This window comes from Micromonospora sp. NBC_01740 (genome assembly GCF_035920365.1).
Classification (GTDB): Bacteria; Actinomycetota; Actinomycetes; order Mycobacteriales; family Micromonosporaceae; genus Micromonospora; species Micromonospora reichwaldensis.
Window position 1 is genome coordinate 4,792,745 of sequence record NZ_CP109150.1, and the last position, 21,410, is coordinate 4,814,154.

12 protein-coding genes are annotated in these 21,410 nt (G+C 76.0%); 7 read left to right on the forward strand and 5 right to left on the reverse strand.

From position 1 onward, the window contains the following. Positions 1-185 precede the first annotated feature (185 nt). The 7 genes from OG989_RS21265 (at position 186) to OG989_RS21295 (ending at position 15,221) form a co-directional block, all read left to right on the forward strand. Positions 186-1,043 (forward strand): DUF4132 domain-containing protein, encoded by an 858-nt coding sequence (locus OG989_RS21265; RefSeq protein WP_327028184.1) that lies wholly within the window; start codon positions 186-188, stop codon positions 1,041-1,043. A gap of 5 nt (positions 1,044-1,048) precedes the next feature. Further along, complete coding sequence (locus OG989_RS21270; RefSeq protein ID WP_327028185.1) at positions 1,049-6,151, forward strand: hypothetical protein; 5,103 nt, start codon at positions 1,049-1,051, stop codon at positions 6,149-6,151. A 49-nt stretch (positions 6,152-6,200) separates the two neighbouring features. Next, positions 6,201-7,391: an ATP-binding protein gene (locus OG989_RS21275; protein ID WP_192581506.1), complete on the forward strand. Its 1,191-nt coding sequence runs from the start codon at positions 6,201-6,203 to the stop codon at positions 7,389-7,391. Next, entirely contained in the window at positions 7,388-11,068 is a 3,681-nt protein-coding gene (locus OG989_RS21280; protein ID WP_327028186.1) for a vWA domain-containing protein, read from the forward strand. The genes OG989_RS21275 and OG989_RS21280 overlap by 4 nt, the downstream gene beginning before the upstream one ends. Further along, complete coding sequence (locus OG989_RS21285; protein WP_327028187.1) at positions 11,065-12,966, forward strand: hypothetical protein; 1,902 nt, start codon at positions 11,065-11,067, stop codon at positions 12,964-12,966. Before OG989_RS21280 ends, OG989_RS21285 begins: the two co-directional genes overlap by 4 nt. A gap of 254 nt (positions 12,967-13,220) precedes the next feature. Then, positions 13,221-14,000, forward strand: a complete 780-nt coding sequence (locus OG989_RS21290) for an SDR family NAD(P)-dependent oxidoreductase (protein ID WP_327028188.1) — start codon at positions 13,221-13,223, stop codon at positions 13,998-14,000. 213 nt (positions 14,001-14,213) lie between these two features. Then, positions 14,214-15,221, forward strand: a complete 1,008-nt coding sequence (locus tag OG989_RS21295) for a hypothetical protein (RefSeq protein ID WP_327028189.1) — start codon at positions 14,214-14,216, stop codon at positions 15,219-15,221. 7 nt (positions 15,222-15,228) lie between these two features. On the opposite strand, the gene OG989_RS21300 is transcribed toward OG989_RS21295, so the two are convergent. The 5 genes from OG989_RS21300 to OG989_RS21320 are packed head-to-tail and all read right to left on the reverse strand — an operon-like array spanning position 15,229 to position 21,391. Continuing rightward, entirely contained in the window at positions 15,229-16,128 is a 900-nt protein-coding gene (locus OG989_RS21300; protein WP_327028190.1) for an ECF transporter S component, read from the reverse strand. Continuing rightward, the gene (locus OG989_RS21305; protein WP_327028191.1) at positions 16,125-17,756 is read right to left on the reverse strand and encodes an ABC transporter ATP-binding protein; all 1,632 of its coding nucleotides are present in this window, start codon (positions 17,754-17,756) and stop codon (positions 16,125-16,127) included. The genes OG989_RS21300 and OG989_RS21305 overlap by 4 nt, the downstream gene beginning before the upstream one ends. Then, positions 17,753-19,015 (reverse strand): CbiQ family ECF transporter T component, encoded by a 1,263-nt coding sequence (locus OG989_RS21310; RefSeq protein ID WP_327028192.1) that lies wholly within the window; start codon positions 19,013-19,015, stop codon positions 17,753-17,755. Before OG989_RS21310 ends, OG989_RS21305 begins: the two co-directional genes overlap by 4 nt. Continuing rightward, entirely contained in the window at positions 19,008-19,928 is a 921-nt protein-coding gene (locus tag OG989_RS21315) for a hypothetical protein (protein WP_327028193.1), read from the reverse strand. Before OG989_RS21315 ends, OG989_RS21310 begins: the two co-directional genes overlap by 8 nt. Next, on the reverse strand, positions 19,925-21,391 hold the full coding sequence (locus OG989_RS21320; protein ID WP_327028194.1) for a cell wall anchor protein: 1,467 nt from the start codon (positions 21,389-21,391) through the stop codon (positions 19,925-19,927). Before OG989_RS21320 ends, OG989_RS21315 begins: the two co-directional genes overlap by 4 nt. Positions 21,392-21,410 lie beyond the last annotated feature (19 nt).

Genomic DNA, 21,410 nt, shown 5'->3' on the forward strand with positions numbered 1-21,410 from the left:
GCGCTCGGACCGCCCGGACCTGCGGCTTCCGCGGATCGCGTCCGCTCGTCCCGCTGACCGGGCCTCGGCTGCTCGGCCGATGGGTCGCTGTCGTGTCGGTCACTACTGTTAGCGTGCCCTCGTTGTCGATCACGGCCGATTCCTCACGAAATCTGGCTGTTCTGCCACTGCGGAGGGTATTCCTGATGGCCTGGCTACCGGTGGGAGACTCGTACGAGATCTCCCTCGTGGACGGAAAGGTGGCGGCCCGGTCCACCGGCCCGCGCGCCGGTGGCCGTCCCCTGAAGACGTTGCCGAAGGCGCTGCGCGACGACCCCGAGGTGGACCGGCTGCGCCAGCTCGCCCAGTGGCTGGACCGGCACGCCGCCGAATGCCTGGCCCGGGTCGACGCCTGGGTGGTGTCCTCGCTGCCGGTGCCGACGGGGCTGCTGGCCCGGGTCTGGCCGGACCCGGCCTGGCAGGACGCGCTGCGCGACCTCGTGGTCCTCGGGGACGACCCGGCCGAGCCGGGCTTCCTGCGCGACGTCACCGACACCGGCGACCTCCGCGTGGTCAACCTCGACGGGGACACCGTCCGGCTCTCGCCGACGACCGCCACGCTGCCGCACCCGGTGCGCCTGCCCGACCTGCCCGACCTGCGCGAGTTCGCCGAGGAACTGGACGTCACCCAGCGGATCGAGCAACTGCACCGGGGCACCTGGGGCAAGCCCGACGTGCTGAAGCAGCGCGACACGGCCATCACCGACTTCCGCGGCACCACGGTCCCCAACCGGCTCGCCGCCCGGGCCGCCACGCTCGGCTTCCGGGTCTCCGGCTCGCAGGTCAGGTGCCGGATCTGGGAGGCAGGCCGCACGGTCGAGGCCGCCATGCGGTTCGACGAGGACTACTGGGACTCCGAGGCGACCCTGGGCAACCTCTCCTGGTCGGCGGTGGACGGCCCGACGTTGCGGTTGACCGAGGTCGGGCCGGTGGCCTGGTCGGAAGGAATGCGAATGGCGACGGCCCTGTCCGGTGCCGTGACCGGAACGGGGAAGAAGGCGTGACCGGGATGACGACGACCACCGGCGACGGCTCGGTCGAGAGCCTGCTGACCGCCGGCGCGGTGCTGCCGGCCGACACCGCCGGGGCCGGCGACCGGGCGGTGCCCCTCACCGCCCGCACCTACCGGCACCCGGTCCTCGGCGACCGACCGGTGGTCCGCCTGGTCGACGCCGCACTCGGCGAGGGCGAGGACATCGCCGTCGAGTTCCTCGGCCTGACGCCGGGCGCCGAGCCGGTCGTCGTCGGGCTGGGCCCCCGCCGGCCGCTGGCGTTCCCCGAGTGGGTGCTGGTGCACCACCCGGCGGACGGCCGGCACGCGTTGGCGGTGGTGCCGGAGTTGCAGAAGCTGGCCAAGCAGGTGCGGTCGCGGCCGAAGGCCGCCCTGGACGGGCACCAGAGCATCGCCGACCGGCTCGCCCGCACGCTGCCGCACTTCCTGCCGACGTTCTTCGAGCAGGCGGCGCGGGTGTTCCTGGCCGCCGGGCAGGACGCGTACGCGACGCAGCTGTTCAACAAGGCGCGTAAGGCGGAGGCGCAGCACGGCCTGCCGGTCGACCTGAACCGGCTGGACGAGGTCTACGTGGAGTTCGCCTCGGCCAAGGTCGTGTCCGCGACCGCGTTGGCGGGCTACGCCAAGGAGCTGTCCGCCCAGTTGCCGGCAGGCGAGGCGCTGGAGCGGTTCTGCCGGCTGGCGCTGCGGGCCGCGACCGCCGGAGTGGTTCCGTCCACCCAGTCGGCCGGCGTGGTGAACCGGCTGGTCCGGGCCGCCACCAAGGCCGCCGGTAAGGCCGGCACGGCCGCCGTCGCCGAGCGCGAGGCGGCCTACCTGACCGAGCTGCTCCGGTTGCCGGTGGCCGCCGAGGCGCCGGCCGGCTGGTGGAAGGCGCACCTGCCGGCGGTGACGGCGCTGGCCGGCCGTGACCCGGCGATCCGCGGCAGCCTGCTCGACCTGATGCCCGCCGACCGGGACGACCTGGTCACGTGGCTGGCCCTGCTGACCGACACCGGTGCGCTCGCCGGGCTGTCCGACGCGGACGTGCCGGACCCGGCCCGCCCGCAGGACGGCTCCGTCGGCTGGCTGCGCCGCTTCGTGGGCCGGGTCAACTCCGGCCACCACCGCCGTCGGCTGCCGCAGCTGTACCCGCTCGTCGAGCGGATGGCCGACCGGCTGCGCGTCGAGCTGGCCGACAGCGGCGAGACCCTCGGCGCGGACGGGGACCTGGAACTGCTCGACCTGCTGCTCGCCCTCGACCTGCCGGTGGCCGCGCCGAAGGAGCGCGAGGCCCTGGACCTGGCGAACTGGGTCAAGCGCGGGGGAGAGCGCGACCTGCTCGCCGTGGCGGGCGACGACCGGTTCACCGGTGCCCTGCGCCGGGGCCTCGACCAGCTCGACGACCAGCAGGCCGCCCTGCGCCGGATGGTCGAGACGCCGGGCGTCCGGCCGATGCTGATCGACTGGCTGCGGGCCCGGGTCCGCGACCGGTTCGCCGCCGGGCTGCCGTACCTGCCGGCGTCGGTGGACTGGCTGGGCCGGCTCCCGGTCGAGGCGCTGCGCCTGGTCTCCGACGAGCTCGACGGAGCGGGCGAGCCCGGCAGGGGTGGCGGCCTCGGGCAGGCCCTCGGCGTCGACCTCGCCGAGCGCGTCGCCCGCAGCCTGCGCGGCGGACTCCTCGCCGAGCTGGGCTGGCCGGACTGGGAGCTGGCCTGGCAGGAGGTCACCGGCGGCGACCGGCAGGTCGAGGTGATCCGGCAGGAGGCCTGGCCGTACGCGATCCTGGGCGGGCCGACCACGGTGCGCGTGATCGGCGCCGAGGGCATCGTGCTCCGCCACGACCTGCGCATCCCGGCCGGCGACATGTGGGGCCAGCCCGGCTACCACTACGTCGACGGCCAACTGCTGGTCTACTGGCGTTCCAAGGCGCTCAACTACGACCTGCGCGGCTACTGGCACTCGTCGCCCGGCGAACCGCAGCTCATCCAGGGCCGTCACCACGGCAGCCAGCCGCGCGGGAAGCAGATCACCCTGCCGCTGGCCGGCGGCGGCCGGACCACCGGCGACGGCGTGCTGCACGCCGGTGACACCGCTGTCCCGTCCGAGCTGCCGGTCATCACCGACGGCACCTCGCACTGGGTGTACCGGCACGGCGAGGACGACGACACCCACGGCTGGCGCGAGTACGACCCGGTCGCCAACACCCATGGCCGGCGCGGCCTGCCCGGGTTCCTGGCCGACCTCCCGGTCGACGGGAGCCGCCTCCAGGAATCGGCCAGCTGGCTGCGGCCGGCCCTGTCCGACCGGGCCACCCCGGCCGCCGTCCCCGTGGACGGGCTGCTCGGCTGGCGGGTGGTCACGCTGCCGGACGGCTCGGTACGCGGTACGGACCTGGCCGGTCGTACCGTCACCGTCGCCGCGGGCCAGGAGCCGGTCGCGGCGCTGGTGCTGCCCGGCGACGACCGACCCCGAGCCGTGCTCAAGGGCCTCGTCCTGGTCGACCCGGACGGGGTGGTGTCGGCCGCCGCCGGACCGCCGTCCAGCCGGGACTACAGCCCCGGCACGGTCCCGCTGCCGGCCCGGCAGTTCCTCGGCAACCTGCTGCCCCGCGACCCGGCCGGCTCCACCGCCCTGCGCCGGATGGACCGGGAGACCGCCGCCGCACTGCTGAAGGTCGCCCTCGACGAGCGCCGCGCCGTCCTGGCCGAAGAGGCGGCACGGGCCGCGGCCCGCGCGGCGGCGCGGTCCGGGCTGACCGTGGCCACCCAGGCCATCACCGGCCTTCCCGTCGCCGTTCCCGCGTCCACGGTCGGCGCCGGCTCCGGCCCCGCCACCACCGCCGTCGAGGACGACACGGACGCGCTGGTGGAACTGGTCCGCTCGACGGTGCCGGCGCTCGGCCACGACGCCCTGCTGGCCGGAGTGGTCGGGGCGCTGCGGCTGGCCGCCCGGGTACGCACCGACCTGGAGGCGGTGACCGAGCGGCTCACCAGGTCGCTGTCCGCCCCGGTCGCGGTGGTGCCGACGGCCACCGTGACCGGACCCACCGACCGGCAGCTCAGCGCGGCGCTGGACGGCCTGCGCGGATCGGCCCACGGGGCGGGCACCGCGACCGGCGTCTTCACCCAGTTCCAGGCGTTCACCATCCGGCGCTCCGCCACGGACGGGAACGGCTCCGCCACGGACGGGAACGGCTCCGCCACGGACGGGAACGGCTCCGCCACGGGCGGGAACGGCTCCGCCGTGCGGCTGCACCTCGACGGGCCGTCGCTGCCGTCCACGCTGGACTGGTGGTCCCTGCTCGGGGGCGTCGCCGCGGTCGCCTACCGGGCCGTCGCGGCGGTCACCCCGGACGAGCACCGGGAGACGCTGCGGGCCCTGCTCACGGAGCTGGACGGGCTCGACCTGAGCACGGCGGCGGAGCCGGGGCGGTGGCGCCGGTGCAGGCTGCACCTGCTCGACAACGAGCTGAAGAACCCGGACGGCTCGCGCCGCTACCCCAGGCCCGGCATCCTGCCGTTGCCCGACGGGGCGTTCGTCGCCGTCCTCAACTCCAGCGGTACGGCCACCGGCTACTTCTTCGACGCGCTGCACCACGACCCGGCCGGTGTGTTCGCCGTGCCCGAGCCGTACACGGTGCACTCCTCGGAGCCGGTCGGTGACGGCCGGCCGGCCGGCTGGCTGGCCGGGTTCCTCGCCGAGTCGGCCGCGCGCGGCCCGCTGCCCTGGCGGCCGGAGGCGGCCGAACAGTTCGCCGAGCTGACCGGCGTCACCCCCACCGCCGCGAAGCTGGTGCTGGCCGGCCTGCCGTACGCGGACTCGGCGAACACGATGCCGGCCGAGCTGCGCAAGGCGCTCGGGATCAGGCAGGTCGGGGAGGTCAAGCTGGCCTTCGGGGTGCTGCGGGAGGCCAGGGCGACGCTGCGGCGGGCCGTGGTCTCGGCGCTGCTGCCCGAGGAACCGGCCCGGCTGTGGACCGAGGGCCCGGACGTGGCCGCCGCCGCGGCGGTGTGGAACGCCGCCCTGGGGCGCCGGGTGGTGGTGCCCGAACACCTGCTCGCCGAGGCGACGCGCGCGGTCCGCACCGGCTGGGCACCGGCGAAGGCGTTGCCGGCGCTGCTCGACCCGGCCCGTTCGGCCGAGCTGAGCACCGACCTGGCCTTCGAGGTCAGGGGCGACCGGGCCCGGCCGGTCGACGCAAAGGCGGCGGGCTTCACCGGTCACGTGCTGCGCTCCACGGTCGCCCTGGCGGCCTGGGTCGCCCACCACACGCCGGCCGGCGACGCGTGCCGGGCCGCGCTGCCCGGCGCGCTGGCCGCGATCCGGAACCGGCTGGCCAGCCCCGGCCTGCTGCTCGACCTCGACCAGTACGTGTCCCTGCCCGCGTTCCGGCAGGTGGCGGGCACCCCGTCGGAGACCGGCCCCGGCTGGGAACGGTACGGCGCCATCGTCCTGTCCACCTACGACAGCCAGCCGTCGCCCGCGCTGCGGCCGGACCTGCTCGACGCCGACGGGACGGACCCGTACCTGCCGGCGCTGCGCGGGGACGCCGCCAAGCCGTACCCGGTCGAGGTGGCGCTGCGCCTGGTCCGTGACCCACGCTTCGTGGCGCTGCTCGGCGATCCGGGGGAGCCGGCCGGCGGTGCGCGGGCGGCGGACGGCACCTGGTGGCCGCAGGACCCGACCCGGTCGGTGCCGGACCTGGTCGCCGAGGTGGCCGGGGCGCACGGCCTGGGCGCCGACGCGGCGGCGGTGTACCTGATGCTGCTGGCCATGCCGGACCCGACCGACCGCAACACGGCGAAGTGGACCGGCTGGAAGCCGGCGCGGCTGAAGGCGGCCCGCGCCGAACTGGCCGGCACCGACCTGGTCGTCGAGGCCAGCCGGTCCCGGGCCGGCCGGTCGCTGTTCCTGCCCGGCCCGTGGCTGGAGCGCGGCAGCGGGCAGGCACCGATCGAGGGCTGGAAGGCCGCCCTGTTCGACCTCGCACCCGACGGCACGGCCGCGCTCGGCGTGACGGTGCCGTTCGTCCCGGCCGCCGAGCTCCACCGGCGCGCCTGGCAACGCCTGCGCGACGGTGACCGGCCCCGCTTCGACCACCTGCCCACCTCCCGCTGACCCACCCCTGACCACCCCCATCCGAACCGAAAGAGATCGAGGAACGCCCGTGACCGTGACGGAACACGTCCGCCCCACCGTGGCGCCGGAGACCGCCGCCCAGGTCCTCTCCGCCGAGCAGCGGTACGCCGACGAGCTGGCCTTCCTGGCCGCGTACGACGACGGGGCCCGGCCCCCGGGCTGGGCGCTGACCCCGCGCGCCGTGGTCACCTTCATCCAGGGCAGCGACGGCGAGGCGTTGAAGCTGCCCGCCGAGCGGCGCACCGGCGCGGACGGCACCGGACTGCCGGCCAGCATGACCATCCCGGCGAAGTTCGTCGGCGAGCGGAGCCTGGTCGAGCGGTGCGTGGTCACCCTGGCCGGCGAGCGGGGCCTGCTGCTGGTCGGCGAGCCCGGCACCGCCAAGTCCATGCTGTCCGAGCTGCTGGCCGCCGCCGTCTGCGGCACCAGCGCGCTGACCGTGCAGGGCACCGCCGGCACCACCGAGGACGCCTTCCGGTACGGCTGGAACTACGCCCTGCTGCTCGCCCAGGGGCCGACCCCGCAGGCGCTTGTCGACTCGCCGGTGCTGACCGCGATGCGCACCGGCCGGGTGGTCCGGATCGAGGAGGTCACCCGCTGCCTGCCCGAGGTGCAGGACGCGCTGGTGTCCATCCTGTCCGACCGGCGGATGAACGTGCCGGAGCTGTCCGGCACCGAGGACGGGCTGATCCGCGCCACGCCCGGGTTCACCGTGATCGCCACCGCCAACCTGCGGGACCGGGGCGTGTCGGAGATGTCCTCGGCCCTCAAGCGCCGGTTCAACTTCGAGACCATCCACCCGATCTCCGACGCGGACGTCGAGACCGACCTGGTCCGCCAGCAGGCCACCGCCGCCGTGCAGCGCGCCGGCGCGGCGTACACGGTGGACGACGCGGTGCTGGACGCCCTGGTCACCGTGTTCCGCGACCTGCGTTCCGGCCGGTCGGGCGAGGGCTGGGACGTGGAACGGCCCGGCACGGTGATGTCCACCGCCGAGGCGGTGCAGGTGGCGGTGTCGCTCGGCCTGGCCGCCGCGTACCTGCCCGGCGGGGAGGCACTCGACCTGGTGCCCGGGCACCTGCTCGGCGTGGTCCGCAAGGACGACCAGAACGACCACGCCCGGCTGCTCGGCTACTGGGACGGCCCGGTCCGTCGCCGCGCCGAGGACGGCTCGGCGATGTGGCGCCGGCTCTGGGACCTGCGGGAGAGCCTGCGGTGACGACCCTCTCCAGCACGACGCCCGGTGCGGCCCCGCCGGCCGCCGACCCGCCGAGGGCCGATGCGACGTCGGCCGATCCGCGCGCCGTGGTCGACGCGCTCGCCGGTTCGGTGCGGCCGTACCTGATCGGGGTGCGGCACCACAGCCCGGCGCTGGCGGCGGTGGTGCCGGCGCTGCTGGACGCCGCCGGGGCCGAGGTGGTCTGCATCGAGCTGCCGGCCGACTTCCAGCGCTGGCTGCCGTACCTGTCCGATCCGGCCGCCCGGGCCCCGCTGGCCCTGGTCGGCAGCCACGGCGCGGACGGGCCGATGGGCTTCTACCCGTTCGCCGACTTCTCCCCGGAACTGGCCGCGATCCGCTGGGCCCGGCAGCACGGCGTGGAGGTGGTCTGCTGCGACCTGCCGCTGGCCGACCCCGGCTGGAGCGCCGGCGCCGCCGACCCCGACCCGACTGCCGGTGCCGAGCCGGCCGCCGGTGACGAGCCCGCACCGGACGCGGGGGAGCCGGTGCCCGGCCTGCGCCGGTCCTACGCCGCCGCGCTCAGCGCCAGCGGCACCGGCCGCGACGGCGACGACCTGTGGGACCGGGTGGTCGAGGTGCGCGCCCCGGGCTGCCCGCCCGAGGCGGTCCGCCGGGCCGCGCTCGGCGTCGGCTGGGCGATGCGTACCGACAGCGCCAACCGCGACGGCGTACCGGGCCGGGACCTGGCCCGCGAGCGGCACATGCGCCGGGTACTGGCCGAGGCCGGCGTCGACGGCCGGCGGGTCGCCGCCGTCGTCGGCGCCTTCCACGCCCCGGCCCTTGTCCCCGCCCCGTCGACCGCCGCCGTCGACGTCGCGTCCACCCGGCCCGGCACCGCCCCGGCCGATCCGGTCCGGTCCGTGACGACCCCGCCCGGACCGGCCGCCACCGACGGCGACCGCACGGCGGTCACCTCGCTGGTGCCGTACGCGTTCGACCTGCTCGACTCCCGGTCCGGCTACCCGGCCGGGATCCGCGACCCGCGCTGGCAGCAGTCCGTCTTCACCGCCGCCGGCGACCCGGAACGGATCCGGGCCGCCGCCGCCCGGGCGGTCACCGACCTGTGCCGGGAACTCCGCGCGGCCGGCCACACCGCCGGCACCGGCGAGGCCACCGAGACGGTACGGCTCGCCGACGACCTGGCCCGGCTGCGGAACCTGCCCGCCCCCGGCCGGGGCGAGGTGCTGGAGGCGGTGACCACCGTGCTCGGCCAGGGTGAACTGCTCGGCCGCGGCCGGGCGCTGGCCAGGGCCCTGGAGAACGTGCTGGTCGGCGCCGAACGGGGCCGCATCGCCCCCGGCACGCCGCGCTCCGGGCTCGGCCCGGCGGTCGAGGCGGAACTCGCCACGCTGCGGCTGCCCGACCCGGGCAGCCCCAAGGCCCGCGAGGTGCGGCTGGACCCGCTGCGCACCGACCTGGACGGGCGGCGGGAGATCCTGCTGCAACGCCTCCAGATCTGCGGCGTCGGCTACGGCGAGCCCGTCGCGGTGTCCGGCACCGGCGACGGCGCCGCCCTGACCACCCGCTGGCAGCTGGCCTGGACGCCGTCCGTGGCGGCCCGGCTGGACCTGGTCGGCGTACGCGGGGTGACCGCCGCGCTGGCCGCCGCCGGCACCCTGCGGGAGCGGTTCCGCCGGGAGGCCGCCGACGGTGGCCCCACCGCCGCGCAGCTGCTCACCGGGCTGCGCGACGCCGCCCGGTGCGACCTGCCGGAGCTGGTCACCGACCGGCTCGACCTGGCCGCCACGGTGCTGCCGGGCACCGGCACGCTGCCGGAGCTGCTGGCCGCACTGGACCTGCTGGAGGCGCTGCGCCGCGAGCACCTGCCCGGCACCACCGCCGACGGCCGGGCCCGGGCGGCCGAGCTGGCCGTCGTGCTGCTGGACGCGGCGGTGCGCGGGCTGCCTGGCCTGGCCGGCAGCGACACCCCGGCCGACGCCGCCGCGCTGGTCGACCTCGCGGTACGGGCCGGCGAGGACCGCATCGGGCTGCGCCTGGACGAGGCCCTCGACCACCTGGCCCGCGCCGGTGCGCCGCTGATCCAGGGCGCCGCCCTGGCCGCCCGGGTGCTGCTCGACCTGACCGACCTGGAGACCCTGGGCACCCGGGTGGCCGGCTGGATCGACGCGGCGACAGGACCGGACACCCGACGGCACCTGCACCGGCTGCTCGGCGGCCTGCTCACCGGGGCACACCCGCTGTTGCAGTCCGCCCCGGCCGCGCTGGACCCGCTGCTGGAACGGATCGAGCGGCTCCCCGACGCCGACTTCCTGGACCGGCTGCCCGCGCTGCGCGGGGGGTTCGACGTGCTCACCCCGGCGGCCCGGGACCGGCTGCTGCACACCGTCACCGAACGGCTGGGTGACCGGCTCGACCTGAGCCTGTCCGCCCCGCCGGAGCTGCTGGCCCGCTGGGCCGCCGCCGACGCGGCCGGCCGGGCCGCCCTGCTCGCCCGCCACCTCCCCGTCCCGGGCACGCCGACCGGCCCCACCGAGGTCGACGCCGATGCCGATGTCACGCCCGGGCCGGACACCCCGGACGCCCGGCTCACCGCCAGCGACCGGTGGCGGCTGCTGCTCGGCCGCCAGCCCGACCGGTTGCCGGCCGACGCCCGCCGCTACGCCCGCGCCCTGGACGAGCTGTACGGGGCGGGCCAGGGCGAGGGCGCCACCGACCTCGGGCAGGCGGCCGGCGGCGGCCAGGAGGCCTCCTTCCCGACCGCCCGCGAGTGGGCCGACGAACTCGAGGCGCTGTTCGGCACCGCCGTACGCGAGGAGGTCATCGCCCGGGCGGCCGAGAGCGGCCGTACCGACGTGCTCACCGAACTCGACCCGGCCGCCGTACGCCCCTCGATGGAACTGCTGACCTCGGTGCTGTCGCTGGCCGGTGGCCTGCCCGAGGGGCAGTTGGCCAAGCTGCGGCCACTGGTACGGCGGCTGGTCGAGGAGCTGACCAGGCAGCTCGCCACCCAGGTGCGTCCGGCGCTGACCGGGCTGACCAACCCGCGTCCGACCAGCCGTCCCGGTGGCCGGATCAACCTGGCCCGTACGCTGCGGGCGAACCTGGCGCACACCCAGCGGCTCGGCGACGGCCGGACGGTGGTGGTGCCGCAACGCCCGGTCTTCAACAGCCGCACCCGCAAGGAGGCCGACTGGCGGCTGGTGCTGGTGGTCGACGTGTCCGGCTCGATGGAGGCGTCGGTGGTGTGGTCGGCGTTGACCGCCGCCGTACTGGCCGGGGTGCCCACCCTGTCCACCCACTTCCTCGCCTTCTCCACCGAGGTGGTCGACCTGACCGACCGGGTCGACGACCCGCTGTCGCTGCTGCTGGAGGTGCGCGTCGGCGGCGGTACGCACATCGCCGCCGGGCTGGCCGCCGCCCGCTCGCTGGTGACCGTGCCGAGCCGCACCATCGTCGCGGTGGTCAGCGACTTCGAGGAGGGTTATGCGCTGGCCGGGCTGCTCGGCGAGGTCCGCACGCTGGTCGGTTCCGGCGTGCACCTGCTCGGCTGCGCCGCGCTGAACGACAGGGGAGTGCCCTGCTACTCGGTGCCGGTCGCCGAGCAGCTCGTCGCGGCCGGGATGCCGGTCGCCGCTCTCAGCCCGCTCGAACTCGCCCGCTGGGTGGGCGACCGCATCCGCGGAGGATCACGTTGACGGACCGCACAGCCACCGCCGTGGACACCGACCGGTTGCCGCCGGTGCTGCCGGCGGTCGCCGCCGCGGCGGTGGCGGCCCTGCCACCCCGGCTGCACAGGCGGCTCGACGCCGCCGTCGAACGGCTGGCCGGCGTACCGGTCGGCCCGGTCGACGGCGGCGTGTCGGTCGACTGCGGTCCGGAGTCGCTGGTCACCCTGACGCCCGGAGCGACGGGCGCGGTCACCGACCCGCACCAGGCGCGGTGCAGCTGCCTGCTGGCGCCCCGCTGTCTGCACCGCACCGCCGTCCTGCTCGCCTGCCCCGTCGCCGACCCGGCCGCCCACCCCGATCCGGCGTCCACCGCCGCGGCGTCCCCGGCGTCGGACAGCGCCGCCGCGGCGTCCGGCCGGACCGCGCGTACCAGGAAGTCGGCCGGCGCGGCACTGACGAAGGCGCAGCGGGCCGCGGCCGGCGCGCTGTGGCGGGCGGCCGCCGCGGTGCTCGCGGCCGGCGTGCCGGCGGCCGGGGCGGTGCCCCAGGCCGAACTGCTGCGGGCCGCCCACGGCGCCCGGCTGGCCGGCCTGCCGCGGGCCGAGAGCGCCGCGCTGCGCACGGTACGTGGGCTGCGCGCACACCGGGGACGGCAGAACGGCCACCGGTTGGCCGAGCTGGTCGAGGTGCTGCACGACCTGCTGTACGTCACCGGCCGGCTGGCCGCCGGCGACGCCGACCCGGCGCTGGTCGGCGTCCTGCGGCGGGCCTACCAGCCGGACGGCACCCTGGAGGTGTACGGCGTCTGCCGGGAACCGGTGATCAGCGCGACCGGGTACGCCGGGGTGGTCACCCACCTGGTCGCCGCCGACGGGCGCCAGCTCTCCTTCGGCGACGTGAAACCGGGCGGTCCGGACCGGGCACGCGACTGCGCCCGGGCGGTCACCGAGATGGGCGCGGTCGCGGTCAACCACGCGGTACTGGCCCGTGGCGGCCTGCGGATCACCGGCACCACCGTCTCCCCGGACGGCCGGCTCGGCGCCGGTAAGGGGGTCCGGGCCACCCCGCTCACCGGGGCCGACTGGTCCACCGGGCCGCTGGCGCGACTGTTCGCCCGCCCGCTCGCCGAGGTGGTGACCGCGCAACTCGCCACCGACGACCCGGAGGACCCGGCCCGGGCGGGGACCGCGCTGTTCGGCGGTGACCTGATGGTGGTGGGCGCCGTCGGTGACCAGGTGCTGGCCCGCGAGCTGGCCCCCGCCACCGACGCAGGAGGCGAGCGGGCGCCGGTGCCGGACGGGCCGCTGATCCGGCTGGTGCCGGTCGACTCCCACCCGATGCTGGCCCACGTGGCCAACCTGCGGCGGCTCGCCTCCCGGCCCGGCCTGCGGGTCCGGGTGGTCGGCCGGCTGGACCCGGACCGGGCCAGCACGCTGCGACCGCTCGCGGTCGGCCCGGTGCCCGGTGCCGCCGCCACGTTGCGGCTGCCGGTGGACTGGCACGGCCGGGCGGACCTCGGCTACGACGAGCTCCAGGGCGGCCACCTGCCGCCGCGCGACCCGGCGGAGACGACCGGACCCGTCCTGGCCGTCGGCGCCGACGCGGTTGCGGAGTCCCCGCTGTGGCGGGTCCGCCGGCTGGTGGAGTTGGCCGTCTCGGGCGGTCGCCGCGCCGTCGCCGAGGCGGCCCGCGGCGACGGCACCGGCCTGGCCGGCCCGCTGCGCCGCGCCGGCTTCACCACCGCCGCCGCGCTCACCACCGCGTTGGCCGACGAGTCCGACCGGCGCGGCCGGGACGCGTTCGGCCGGCGTACCGATCCCGACCCGGACCGGTACGCGTGGGCCTGGCTCGCCGCGACCGCGCATCTCGCCGCCGCCGAGCGGGAGCTGATCCGATCCTCCTGGACCGCCCCGCCGCTCGGCTGACCTGCGGGAACCCGGGGCGATCGCGCTCCGGGCCGGTGACCGCGGGCCAGGCGATCGCCACCGAGGCTCCGGCACCCCGTCCGAACCCGGGCGGGTGCCGGGGCCGTCGGGCGAGGGAACGCACACCTGGCGACCGTGTGCGTCACGACCCGCCCGCCGGGCGATCCTCGGGGACATCGGGGGAAACCCGGTGGCCGTCTGTGACGCGGGACTAGATTGAATCCGCGTGGTCGAAAACGGACGGGAGATGGATCGTGCGTGGACTCACCGACAAGGTCGTGCTCGTGACGGGGGGCGGATACAGCCCCGAGCAGGTCGGTTCCGGTCTCGGCCAGTCCATGTGCGTGGAGCTCGCCCAGGAGGGGGCGAAGATCATCGTGTCCGACCTCTCCCTGGAGCGCGCCAACGCGACGGTGGAGCGGATTCGCGACGCCGGGGGAGACGCGACCGGGGTGGCGGCGGACGTCACCGACGAGGCTTCGGTCGACGCCATGGTGAGCGCCGCTCTCGACGCGTACGGCCACGTCGACGTGCTGGTGAACAACGCCGGTGTGTTCGGCGCCTACCTCCCGCTGCTCGAGATCGAGACCAGTCAGTGGGAGCGCGTCATGGCCGTCGACCTGAAGGGCGTCTTCCTCGCGACGAAGGCCGTGCTTCCCCACATGCTGGAGCGCGGCAGCGGCGTCGTGATCAACGTTTCGTCGGCCTCCGGTCTGGTCGCCAGCGAGGTCGGGGCCGAATACACCACGGCCAAGCACGGCGTCATCGGGCTGACCAAGCAGATCGCCTACGACTACGGCCACCGCGGCATCCGCGCCGTGGGCATCGGGCCCGGCGTCATCAAGACCGCAGCGTTCGAGGGCGCGGAGATCACCAGCGACTTCCCGTTCTACGACCTGACCATGCAGGCCCCCGCGGGCCGGTACGGCGAACCCCACGAGGTGGCCCGGGCGGTCTGTTTCCTCGCGAGCGACGACGCCTCCTTCATCCACGGCCACACCATCCCGGTCGACGGTGGGTCTCCCGTCAGGTGACCGAGCCTGCCGGCGCGGCCAAGGCCCGCCGGAGCGTTTGCTAATTCGTATTAGCGTCTTGACGCCGCCGAGACGGCGCGCGCAGACTCATCGACCAACGAACCCGTTCCGCGCCGAGCGTCCACACCGTCCGGTCGCTCAGCGCGGGGTCGAGTGACGCCTGCCCGCACCCCCTTGCCCCCGTCGGCGCGCCCCACGAACGGAGGGAACGCGATGACGCGTACCCCGGAAGGCTCCTTCTCCCGACGCACGCTGCTGCGTGGCGCGGCAGCCGCCGGTGTCGCGACCGCGACCACCGGCGCCGGCCTTGCCGCGACCCCCACGCCGGCGCTCGCCGCACCGGCCGGCTTCCCCAACTACCGGTACGTGCGCGACGCGTTCGACAGGCCGTTGCGTTACAACCCGACCGGCGAGTTCATCTTCCCGTGCGTGCGCGGGGTCTACGACAAGATCAGCGGTGCCCTCGGCCGCTACTACCTCTACTACGCGCCACACGACGCGCCCGGCGGGATCTGCCTCGCCTACGCCAACCGGCTCGAGGGCCCCTACACCGAGTACGCCAACAATCCCGTCGTCGACCGGGTGCTGCCGTCCACGACGGTGAGCCACGTGTCGTCGCCGCACGTCGTGTGGGATGCGCCGACCCGGCAGTTCTACCTGTACTTCCACGGCGAGAACCACACGACCCGGGTCGCCCGCTCGAGCGACGGCGTCCGCTTCACCAACGAGACGCCGATCCTGTCGACGAACCTGGTGCCCAACACGACCGAGACCTCGTACGCGCGGGTCTTCGAGCACTCGGTGGCCGGCAAGGGAAACCGCTACGTGATGGTGTTCATGGGCGCACACACGATCCGGCCGGGCACCCGGAAGATCTTCTGGGGCTGGTCGCCGAACGGCTGGAGCGGCTGGCAGTTCTCCCCGAACCCGCTGGTGTCGCCGTCGGGCGACGGGCTCACCGACATCTCCGCGCCGCACCTGTTGAAGCGAAACGGCACCGCGTACATCGCGTACCACGGCAGCAGCGGCAACATGTACCTGACCGAGGTCGGCAACAACTTCGACCGGGAGGTCCACCTCGGCGTGTTCCACCGGCCGATCGCGTCGGACAACGGCCGGGTGGCCTCGCCGACGTTCGGCACCGACGGCGGCGTGGAGTACATGCTCTACGAGGCGGGGCCCCGCCTCGACGCCAGGATCTGCGTGGCCCGCGCGGTCTAGGACCACATCAGGGGACGTCGCCCGGTCGGTCGGTGGTCGCGGCTCCGGCCACCGGCCGGGACGAACCCGCCCGGTCGTCCCCACCCGTGCGAGGTGGGTCCGGCTGTGGTTCGGGCGCGGCGAAGGTGACCGGAGCGTCGAACGCGGCCCGCCGTGCGGCGCGGCGCAGCGCGGCGAGCACCGCGGGGCCGGCGAGGACGATCGCCACGGCGGTGGTGATCGCGCGTCCGGTGTCCCAGCCGAAGGTGGAGGTGACCGCCGTGAAGACGGCGAAGCGGTGCAGGTTCTCCAACAGTGGCGCTCCGGCGACGTAGGAGAGCTGGGTGTCCGCGCCGATGCTGAACGGCCAGAACCACAGGTTCATCAGCAGTCCGTAGCCGTAGGCCGCGAGGACGCCGTAGCCGGCCAGGGCAGCGATCTCGGCCCGGCCCCGCAGCCTCGCCGGTAACAGGCCGGCGCCGAGACCGATCCAGGACGCGGCCAGCATCTGGAACGGCAGCCACGGCCCGACCCCCGCGGTGAGCAGCGCGGAGGCGAACAGCGACGTCGAGCCGAGCAGGAAGCCGAAGCCGGGCCCGAACACCCGGCCGGCGAGTACGAGAAGGAAGAACACCGTCTCGATGCCTGCGGTGCCGGCGCCGAGCGGGCGCAGCGCGGCGTTGACGGCCGCGAGCACCCCGAGCATCGCCAACGCCTTGCTGTCGATGCCGCCGGAGCTGAGTTCGGCCAACACCAGCGCGACGAGCACCGGCAGCACCACGAGGAACACCAGCGGCGCCTCGCCCGTGCGGGCGGTGCTCTCGGGATGGGCGGGGACGAAGAACGGCCAGGTGAAGGTCGCCAGTGCGGCGGCCGAGGCCAGGACCAGCACGACAGCGGTACGCGGGGCGACCCGCAGCACGCTCACCCCGGCTCCCCGGTCGTGGCCAGTGCGGCCGCGACCTGCTCCACGGTCAGCCACGGCGCGGGGGCGAGGACCTTGGCCACCTGCGGGGCGAACGCCGGCGAGGCGAGCATGACCTCCGCCGTGGTGCCGGCGGCGACGATCTCCCCCTCGGCCATCACCACGACCTGGTCGGCGAGGGCCGCGACGAGCTCGACGTCGTGCGTCGCGATCAGCACCGCCCGGCCGTCGGCGGCCAGCCGTCGGACGACGGCGGTGAACTGCCGCTTGGCGCGGTAGTCCAGGCCGCGGGTCGGCTCGTCGAGCAGGACCACCGGCGGGGCGGCGGTGAGCTGTACGGCGAGCGCGAGCGCGAGCCGCTGCCCCTCGGAGAGGTCACGGGGGTGCCGGTCGGCGGGTAGCCCCGGGGTGAGCTGGTCGAGCATCGTCCAACAGGTGCCGGCCGGTGCTCCGGTCTCCCGGTCGGCCTGATCGCACTCGGCCTCCACCGTCTCCAGGTACAGCAGGTCACCGGGGGTCTGCGGGACCAGACCGACATGCCGGCGGGCCCGGCCCGGCGGCAGGGCCTTCGGGTCGACGGTGCCCTGCGCGCCGACGACGGCGACGGTCCCGCCCTGGCGGGGGCCGCTGCCCTGCACCGCCCAGAGCAGGCTCGACTTGCCGGAGCCGTTGCGCCCCATCAACGCCACGATCCGGCCGGGAGACAGCTCCATGTCGACGCCGGCCACGGCGACCGTCCCCGGGTAGCGCACGACGACGTCGCGGGCCGTCAGGACGGGGGGCGCGTCCGGGACCGTCGCCGCGGCCGGCACGGCGGCGTCGGCGAGCCGGTGGCGCAGGGCGGCCGCCCGCCGGCGGGCATCGCGTACGGACAGCGGCAGCGGCGTCCAGCCGGCGAGACGGCCCAGCTCGACCAGCGGTGGTGCGATGTCGACGTCGGCGAGCACGGCGGCCGGTTCCCCGTCCACCACCCGACCGTCGCCGGGCAGGTAGAGCAGCCGGTCGGCGTACTGGACGACCCGTTCCAGCCGGTGCTCGGCCAGCACCACCGTCACGCCGAGGTCGTGCACCAGCCGGGTCACCACGGCGAGCACGTCCTCCGCCGCGGTGGGGTCCAGCGCGGAGGTGGGCTCGTCGAGCACCAGCACCCGCGGGTGGGCGGTGAGGACCGACCCGATGGCGACGCGCTGCTGCTGCCCGCCGGACAGCGTCCGCAGCGGCCGGTCGCGAAGCTCGGCGATGCCCAGCAGGTCGAGGGTCTCCTCGACCCGTTTGCGCATCACCGTCGCCGGCAGGGCGAGCTGCTCCATCCCGTAGGCGAGCTCCTCCTCGACGGTGTCGGTGACGAACCCGGACAGCGGATCCTGCCCGACCACGCCGACGACGTCGGCGAGGTCACGCGGCGGATGACGGCGGGTGTCCCGGCCGTCGACCGTCACGCTGCCGTGCAGGGTGCCGCCGGTGAAGTGCGGCACCAGCCCGTTGATCGCCCGCAGCAGCGTGGACTTGCCCGTGCCGGTGCGACCGACGACCAGGCAGAGCTCACCCTCGTCGATGCGCAGCGTCACGTCCCGCAGGGTCGGGCGGTCGCTCTCGGCGTAACGGACGGTCACCCGGTCGAAGTCGATCACGAAGGGCCTCCCTGCGTGGGGGACGACGACGCCAGCCGACCCGCTCCGCCCGCCGGCGCGGCGTCGACCGGACCGCGGGGTGCGGTCGCCGGGCCGGCGGTGCGCGCGGCGGACGTCCGCGCGAGCGCGGGAGGTGGCGCCAACCAGGCCGGTGCCGCCGCGACCACGACGGCGAGCAGCGTCAGCGGCGTCAGCTCGGGCCAGGTGAGTGGGCTCACCGGCGGATAGAGAAGCTCCGGATCGACCGAACCGGCCAGTACCGTCAGCGCGGCGGCACCCACCCCGCAGCCGGCCACGAGCAGTTCCGCGCCCCGCCAGTGGTCCGGCCGGTAGCGGCTGCGCCGCACCCGACGGCCGGCCAGCAGCATGCCGGCCACGGCGGTCGACAGGCCGACGAGGAGCATCGGCAGACCCAGGTACGCGGGGCCGGTGGCGTCGAGCAGCCCGTACGTGCCGGCGCAGACGCCGACCAGCCCGCCGAGCACCAGCGCACCGGTGACGGCGCGCTGCCCGGCCGGCACCGCCGGGGTGCGGCCGTAACCCCGGGAGTCCATCGCCGCGGCCAGTGCCAGCGACCGGTCCAGCGCGTCGGCCAGCACCGGCAGCGCGATGCCCCGCAACGCCCGTACTCCCCGGCCGGAGGCACCCCGCAGCCGCCGCGCCCGGCGGACCCGCAGCACGCTCTCGACCAGTTGCGGGGCGACCGACAGGGCCACCACCACGGCGGTGACCACCGCGTACAGGGCCCCGGGCACGGCTTTGAGCAGCCGCTTCGGGTTGGCCAGGGCGTTCGCCGCGCCGAGGCAGACCAGCATCGTGGCCAGCCGTAGCCCGTCGTAGAACCCGCCGAGGAGCTGCTCGGCGGCGACCGGCCCGAACAGGCGGATTCCCGCCGCCCACGCGGGCAGGGGGATCTCGGGAAGCCGGACGAGCACGTGGTCGCCCTGCCCGCCGCCGAACACGATCCGGAACAGCACCCGCATCGCCACGATCACCGCGCCGAGCACCAGGTACATCCGGAATGCCAGCGCCCACGGCGCGTCTCCCCGCCGCCGGACGACCACCAGCGCGGCGACGGCGACGAGCAGGCCCAGCGGCAACGGGTTGGTGGTGTGGCTGGCCGCGGTGGCCAGGCCGAGCGCCCACAGCCACCACGCGCCGGGGTGCAGCGCCCGGGGCAGGCGCGTCGCCCGTCCCACCGAACCTGCCCGGTCCGCTCCGGCGGGCCTCTCCACCCGGCGGGTGCTCCGGTCAGTCATCCGGCTCGACGGTCCGCCGCCGCCGTGCGGCCAGCAGACCGCCCGCGCCGAGCGCGACCAGCAGCAGCACGCCGGCTGCCGTCCCCAGCGGGATCCCGCGAGCGTCACGGGGGGCGGCCACCTCGGTCACCGCCGGCTGGTCGACGGAACTGCCCGCCGGTGGGCTGACGGCAGCGCTCGCGGGTGGCGTCGCGACGCCCGCGCTCGGTGTCGGGACCGGGCCGCCGGCGGTCGGCGTACCGGTGGGGAGCGGCGCGGGCCCGGCGGAGCCCGGCACCGGTCCTGCCACGCCGGGCCGGCCCGCGGTGGCAGGTGGTGGCGCGACCGGCCGACCGTCTCCTGCCGGCGGTGGGGCGACCGGGCCGCCCCGGGTGGGCGGTGCCGGGGGCGGAGGGGACGGTGGTGGCGGCGGTGGCGCGGGACGCCTCGGTGCGGCGCCCGGCCGGGGCGCGTCGTTGGCGTTGCGGTTGAGGGAGAACGACCAGCCCTCGAAGCTGCCGGCCGGCGGCTTGCGGTTGAGCACACCCTTGTCGCTGTACGTCCAGCTGCCGCCGCTGGTCGCATGCCAGTACGACCAGTAGGCGCTGGCGGGAGGCGTGTCGACGCACTTCTCGGACGCCGTCGACGGCTTGCCCTCGATCCGGCAGACGAACCCCTCGCCCCAGCGCAGCGTGCCGGTCATCTGGAACCCGGCGTTCTTGAGCGCCGCCAGCCCGGTGGACTGCTCGCCCCGGGCGCACCGCACCACGGTCCCGCCGCCGAGTTCGTTGAAGTCGACCACCACGGTCACACCGGAGGCGTCCGGGCAGTAGCCGGCCGATCCGGCGGCCCTCGCGGGGGTGCCCGATCCGACCATCGTGCCGGCGGCGGTGAGGGCGACGACCAGTCCGGCGCGGGCGGCCCGGACGGTCATGCCGCCCGCCGACGGCCGAGTACGACGAGCAGCACCCCGCCGCCGACCAGCAGGAACGCGATCAGCACGTAGCTGGTGATCGCCGCGCCGGTCGTCGGCAGCCCGCCCAGGCCCGGGGTGGTCGGGGTCGCGCCCGGGGCGGCGGTCGTCGACGCCGTGGCGGACGGGGTCGACGGCACGGTGGTCGCGGACGGGCTCGGTGTCGGGACGGCCGTCCCGGTGGGCGTCGGTGACCCGGTGGGCGTGGGGGAGGTGGTGGCGCTGGGGGAGGCGGTGGCGGTGGGCGGGGCCGTGCCGGTCGGGGTCGGCCCGGGCGACGACGGCGGCGGGTCGAGGCCGATGCCTCCCAGCGGCACCTGGACGAGGCCGAGCACGGCCTGTGCGGTGCCTCGACGCCACTGGTCCCGGTCGGTGTCGGTGATCCCGGACGCGACCGCCGTCGTCAGGCTGTCGGTGTTGTAGGCGACGGCGCCCGCGTCGGCGGCGGCCGCGCCGCCGTTCGCTGCGGTCAGCTGTAGTGCGGCCAACGCGCCGGCGGCCCGCGCGGCCTCGGCGTCGCGGCCGGCGGCGGCGAGGGCCTGTCCGGCCAGGCCGGTGCTGTTGGAGTTCGCGCCGGTGGTCGGGCCGGAGCCGCCGAACGAACCGTCGGCGCGCTGCTGATCCACCAGCCAGGCCACGCCCCTGGCGGCCGCCGCGGTGGCGCCGGCGGCGCCGTCGGCGGCGGCGGCGAGCAGCGCCTGCACGGCCATCGCGGTCGAGTCGACGTCGAGGGTGGCGCCGGCCTGCTCGTCGCAGGACGGGGACGGGCCGTCGGCGGTGTCGGGGTATAGCCGGAACCCACCGGCCGCGCACTGCTGGCGGATGAGGAAGTCGACGGTGTCCTGCGGTACGTCGCCGCTGCGAGCCAGGCCCAGCACGGCGAAGGACTGGTCGAAGGCGTTGCTGGCGTCCGGACCGGTGTCGGCGGTGGTGCGGCTGGTGATCCGCCCCCGCTGGTGTCCGGCGTCCGCCCCGGCGACCAGCGACAGGGTCTCCGTCCGCAGGTCGAAGCCGCCGAAGTCGGTGGGATCGGCGCCGGCGGCGGAGGCGGCGTACAGCAGCTTCGCGGTCGACCCGCCGTCGATGAAGCCGGGGATGCCCCAGTCGTCGAGGCTGTTGTAGGACCGCACGTGCGCCGCGACCTGCGCCGTCGCGGCCTGACGGACCGGCGCGTCCACCCCGGTGGCGGACAGGGCGAGGAGCCCGTCGATGGTCAGACCCCAGTCCGGACCGCCGAACGGGCCGGGCAGCACCCCGTCGGCGAACTCGCCGGCCAGCCAGGAGGCGGCGTCGCGCGCGGCGGCGGCGTGGGTCGGGGCGGGCGCGGCCACGACGGTCAGAGGTACGGCGGTGAGCGCGGCGATCGTCGCCGCCGTGGCGGCGACGACGCCGGCGCCGAGACGCCGGGAACGGGACCGGGACATGAGGGGTGCCTTTCGCGGA